This is a genomic window from Nonomuraea sp. NPDC001684, assembly GCF_053596515.1.
This window is the reverse complement of sequence record NZ_JBSFGJ010000564.1, coordinates 1-5,304: the sequence shown is the minus strand read 5'-3', so window position 1 is coordinate 5,304 and position 5,304 is coordinate 1. Positions and strand designations below refer to the sequence as shown.

The following is a 5,304-nucleotide window of genomic DNA, read 5'->3' as shown; positions in this document are numbered from 1 at the left end:
CGGACACGGCAGACCCGAGCATCGCCGCCGTGGTGTTGCCGCCCGCGCCGTCGACCAGGCCGTTGACGCCGCCGTACACGGCGCCGACGAGCGCCCCGATCGGCCCGGCCAGCGAGCCCATCAGGCCGCCGTTCATCGCGCCGTTCAGCGCGCCCGCGCCAGGCTTGCCCAAAGCATCCTCTGCCCCGGCCAGGATCTCCTCCCCGAACAGGGCCACGGCCAGGGAAGCGAGACCGGCCGCCACACCGCCGCCGACCCTCGCCGCCGTCTTGCCCCCGCCCTTCTTGCCGGTCTTGCCCGTCTTGCCTGTGGGGGTCGTGCCGTCGCCGCCGACGTCGACCTTGCCGTTCTTGCCGGTCCCGCCGAACAGGCTCGAAGGGTTGATCTTGGAGAACCACCCCGAGATGTCAATCTTCTTCTTCGTGTCGAACACGCTGTCCGGCTTGACCTTCGACATCCAGCCGCCGGGGTCGATCTTCCTGTCGCCGACGTCGGCGACCAGGCCGCGCGGGTTCAGCTTCGACACCCAGCCGCTGGGGTTGATCTTCTCCCCGACCGTGCTGATCAGGTTCTTCGGGTTCAACTTCGAGAACCACGACCCCGTGTTGATCTGCCCGGTCGGCTTGGCGATCAGGTTCGTCGGGTTGACCTTCTTCAGCGAGTTGCTCAAGTCCACCTTGGACAGGGACGTCTTGAGCTTCGTGCCGATGTCGCCGAGCTTGTCCAGGCCGAGCGCGCCCGCCAGGCCGCCGAGCCCGACGCCGACCTTCCCCGCCACCCCGCGCAGGCCGTCGAGCGCCTTGGACAAGATGCCGGTCTTCTTCGCCCCGCCGTCCGCCTTCTTACCGGTGTCGTCAATCCCCCGGCCGAGGTCGCGCGTCTTCTTGCCGGCCTGGTCCGCCGAGCGGCCCACGCCGTCGTAGGCGTCGGCGAGCTGGTCGGCGTTCTTGGCCGCGTCCTTGGTCTTCTTCCCGCCGTCGCCGCCGAGCTCCACGTCGACGTCCGGGCCGCCGCCCTTCTTCCCCTTGCCGCTCTTGCCGCCCTTGCCGTCGTCGTCCCCGCCGCCGAGCAGCTTGGACAGGCCCGTCAGCTTGGACAGGCCCTTGCCCGCCTTACCCAGCAGCTTGATCCCCTTGGCCAGCATGGTGATCTTCTTCAGCAGGGTGCCGATGACGACGCTGACGAGACCAAGCACGAAGATCCATCCGAGGATGTCGCCCACGAACGGAATGTCGCTGATCTTGGTGAGCCACTGGACGACGCCGCGCAGGAACGCCAGGAAGTCCGTCAGCGTGCCGTCATCGACCACCGCCTCAGTGATCCGGCCCAGGAAGGTGGCGACGTCCTTGATCAGCCCGCCCGCCTCCCGCATGAGCGGGATCAGGCCGTCGAAAAACTTCTTCAGCCGCGCCTGAGTCTCCGGCTGGTCGATCCACTTGTGGAACTTCTCGGCCGACGTGGCGAGGTCTTCCAGCATCGTGTTCCCGGCCTGCTGGCCAGGCCGGAAGATACCGGCGATGGCGCCGCCGACGTTGGACACGATGCGCCACAGCTTGGAGGCGGCCTCCCACGCCCGGCCGAAGTAGTCGCCCAGCGACCCGTCGCCGCGGACCTTCTTGGTCCACTGGTCGAACCGGTCAGCGAGGCCGGCGACCCGGTCGGCGAACTTGACCACGTACGGCATCGACACGTCCACCACGCGGACGAGCCCCCGGAACGCCGACAGGCCCGCCTTGCCGAACAGGCTGATGGCCTGGTTGTTGCGGCCCATGATCCGCGACACGTAGCCGGAGAACGCCTTGCTGCCGACGAGCCTGCCGAAGTCCGCGACTAGGTCGCCGACCACGAACCCGGTCGCGGACATGCCCGACTTGAGGGTGTCGAGCAGCGGCAGTGCCGCCTTCACCCCGGCCTTGATGCCGGGCGCGAGCGCTTCCTGCACGTCCATCCGCAGGGCACGAAGCTGTGGCCGCACTTGGCGGTGGATGAACAGCACCAGCTCACGCATCGCCGGGGACAGCTCGGCGAGGGCCTGCGCGGCCGGGTCCACCCCGCCGCCGCCGGTCTGGCCCGCGGTCTTGGCCGCCTTGCGTGCCTTCGCAAGCTCGGCCTCGGAGTCCTTCAGCCGCTCGACCGCCAGCATCTGGTCCCACAAGGCTTCACGCAGGTCGCGAGCTGCCCGCACCTGCGCCTTCTGGGCTGACCGGACGCCGTCCTGGGCTTCCTTCACGCCGTCGATCGCCGAGGCGACACCGCGCTGGGCGTCTGCGATGGCGCGAGCGCTGTCCACGGCCGACTTCGCCGCTTCCTTGCGCGCCTGCCCGAGTTCGTACTCTGCGTCCTTCTCGGCCTGAATTGAGGCTTTAAGCCGCTCCTTGGCCGCCTCGACCTCCTTGGACCCCTCGACCCCGCGAGCGTCCGCCTCGGCCTTCTCCTCGGCCAGGTCGCCGTTGCGCTCCTTGACCTCGGCGAGCCTTTGAAGTGCTTGCCGGTACGCAAGATCAGCCTCGCGTTTGTCCAGGTCAGACGCGAACGGGTCCTTCATCACCTTCTGCAGGCGTTCCTTGGCCCGCTCGATGGCGATCTGCGCCGACTCCTCATCCAGAGCCCCGCCCTTGGCCGCCAGAGCAAGATCCTCAAGTCGCTCCTTGGCCTGCCGCCGGGCCTCGTTCAGGTCCTCAGTGGCCCGCGCCGTGGCGCGCGACGCCTCCGCTACGCGGCGCTCGGCCATCTCGACGCGGCGGGCCGCCTGCTCCTGCCGGTCAGCGGCGGCGGCGACCGCGTCGCTCACCCTCTGACGTGCCTCCGCGACGCGGGCGACCGCCTCACGGACGCGGGCCTCGGCCGCCTCCACCGCCTTGCCGGCCTCCACCGCGGCGTCGCGGGCGTCGCCGACCCGCTCGTTCGCCAGCATCCTGGCGTGAGCCGCGTCCCGGATGCTGCGTTCGGCGTTCTTGATCCTTTCGGCTGCCGCCTCGCGGGCCTGCGCCGACGCCGCCCCCGACGCGGCCGCCTGCTTGTCCGCCTGCGACAACGCACCCAACGCCGTACCGACCCCAGAGAAGCCGACCAGCAGCGTGGCCAGACCCTGCGCGGCCGTCGTCACCAGGCCGGGCAGCACGCCGAGCACGCCGACCGCCTGAGAACCGGCGGCGACGACCGCGCCCAGCCCGGACGCGAGCGCTGTCGCACCGGCCGCCGCCAGCAGCAGCCCCGAACCGACCGCCGCGACCTTCCCCAGGGTGGCCACGACCGTGCCGGCCTGCCGGGCGAGGGACTGGTCGAACTGGATCGGGATCTTGACCGGCTTCCGCTCGGTCTCCTGCTTGAACTTCTCGCCCTCGGTCCGTGCGGGGGAGGTGTCCGCCCCGACCTCGACGTCCGTCGATGCGGCCTGCGCCGCCTGGTCGACGTCGGCCCGCAGCTGCGCGCGATCAACCTCGGCGCCGAACCTGATCCGCACGTCGGAGCGGGAGACGCCGTCCAGGTCTCGCCGAAGCTGCGACCGGTCCACGGTGGCGCGCAGCCGGACCTCGGCCTCTCGCTCGGCCGTCCGCGCGGCCGCCTTCGCCTCGGCGGCGACCTTCCGAGCCTCAATTTCGGCGTCAAGCCGGGCCTTGACCGCCCTCGTGCGGCGGTCGATCTCCTTCTGCAGCTTCCCCTCGTCGACGTCCGACAGGTCGGCCACGACCTTGATGTCGATCCGGCCGCCGTCGAGGCCCTCCCCGAGCCCGTCCCCCATGCGCCCTCACCCCCCGATGAGCCGCACGGAGGGTGCCTGAAACCGGCGCTAACGTCGCGCCAGAGCCCCACACAGGCAAGATCGGTACTTCCCGCACGGGAAGTACCTGGCGGCCGCCGGTGGGGCTCTGGGGGACGTTAAGGGCCATCGCTGGCACGATCCCGGCCCATGACGGCCGCGACCCTGGCCCTGCTGATCGAGCAGGGCGCCACGTTCGAGCACGACCTGACCATCAGCGACGACGCCGGGGCGGTCGTCCTGACCGGCTACACCGCCCGCATGGACATCCGGCCCTGCGTCGGGTCGGCCACCCTGCTCCACCACCTCGACACCGAGGCCGGCGGCATCGACATCGACGGCCCTGCCGGGACCGTGCGCCTGCGCATCCCCGCCGCCACCACCCGCACCTTCCGGTGGGAGCGAGCCGTCTACGACCTGCTGCTCACCTCCCCCGGCGGGGACGACACCCGCCTCCTGGAGGGGCCGGTCACGGTCAAGCCGGGGGTCACCACGTGACCCTGCACGATCCGGTGATCGTCACCACCAGCCAGAAGCACACCATCGTCCACGTCACCGACCGGCCGACCGTCGTCCAGGTGCGGACCCCCGGCGTACAAGGCCCACCCGGGCCGGCGGGGGAGCGCGGCCCGGCCGGGCCCGGCGGCGGCGGCTTCCACACCCACGACCAGACCCAGCCCGCCCGCGAATGGACCATCCCCCACGAGCTCGGCCGCCGCCCCGTCGTTGCCGTCGAGGACGTCGACGGCAACGAGATCGACGCCGCCGTGTTCTGTCCGGACATCGCGACCGTGATTGTCACCCTCGGCGCGGCCACCGCCGGCCGAGCCCACCTCAGCTAAGGAGCACCATGGCCGTGAAGAAGATGCTCGCCGGAGACTACGACTGGGGCAGCGGCAAGCTGGTCAACGTCGGCGACGCCACCACTGACACCGGCGTCCCCTCCTGGGGGCAGGTCAAGACCCTCATCAACTCGGCGGTCTCCAACCTCGACTACAAGGGCAGCGTGCGGGCCGCGTCCACCGGCAACGTCCCCCTCGCGACCGCCCCGGCCACCCTCGACGGCATCACCCTCGCCGCCGGGGACCGGCTCCTGCTCAAGGACCAGACCGCGGCCGCCGAGAACGGCCTCTACGTGTTCGCCGCGTCCGGGCAGGCGCTCACCCGGGCGGGCGACGCCGACGCCAACAGCGAGGTCACGCCCGGCCTGTGGGTCACCGTCGAGGAAGGCACCGTCAACGCCGACACCGCGTGGTGGATCACCACCAACGGCCCCATCACGGTCGGCACCACCGCCATCACGTTCGCCAAGTTCCCGATCACGTCCGGCTCCACCTCCACCGACTTCGACCAGGTCGGCCCGCCCACCGCGGGCAACACGTGGACCGTCACCCACAACCTCGGCACCAAGTCCGTGGTCGTCCAGGTGTGGGACGAGGCGACCGGCGTCTCTGACCAGCCGCCAGGCCACGCCGAGGTACACCCAGGAGACCGTGGCCACCAGGGCCCACTTGAAGCCCAGCACGACCATGGCGAGGTAGAAC

The 5,304-nt window shown here is 70.8% G+C and carries 4 protein-coding genes; 3 read left to right on the top strand and 1 reads right to left on the bottom strand.

What is annotated here, in order from left to right:
* Nucleotides 1-3,742, bottom strand: a 3,742-nt coding sequence (locus ACWCSD_RS47180; protein ID WP_449925458.1) for a hypothetical protein, incomplete at its 3' end; no start/stop codon positions are given.
* A 168-nt stretch (nt 3,743-3,910) separates the two neighbouring features.
* Here ACWCSD_RS47180 and ACWCSD_RS47175 point away from each other — a divergent pair.
* The 3 genes from ACWCSD_RS47175 to ACWCSD_RS47165 form a co-directional block, all read left to right on the top strand.
* Nucleotides 3,911-4,258 carry a hypothetical protein gene (locus ACWCSD_RS47175; RefSeq protein WP_449925455.1) on the top strand — a complete coding sequence of 116 codons (348 nt, stop codon included), beginning with the start codon at nt 3,911-3,913 and terminating at the stop codon, nt 4,256-4,258.
* The gene (locus ACWCSD_RS47170) at nt 4,255-4,602 is read left to right on the top strand and encodes a hypothetical protein (RefSeq protein ID WP_449925453.1); all 348 of its coding nucleotides are present in this window, start codon (nt 4,255-4,257) and stop codon (nt 4,600-4,602) included. The genes ACWCSD_RS47175 and ACWCSD_RS47170 overlap by 4 nt, the downstream gene beginning before the upstream one ends.
* 8 nt (nt 4,603-4,610) lie before the next feature.
* On the top strand, nt 4,611-5,304 hold a 694-nt coding region (locus ACWCSD_RS47165; RefSeq protein WP_449925450.1), incomplete at its 3' end, for a hypothetical protein.

Coding starts and splice junctions, on each gene's coding strand:
- ACWCSD_RS47175 (WP_449925455.1), top strand. CDS start 3,911: ATGACGGCCGCGACCCTGGCCCTGCTGATCGAGCAGGGCGCCACGTTC.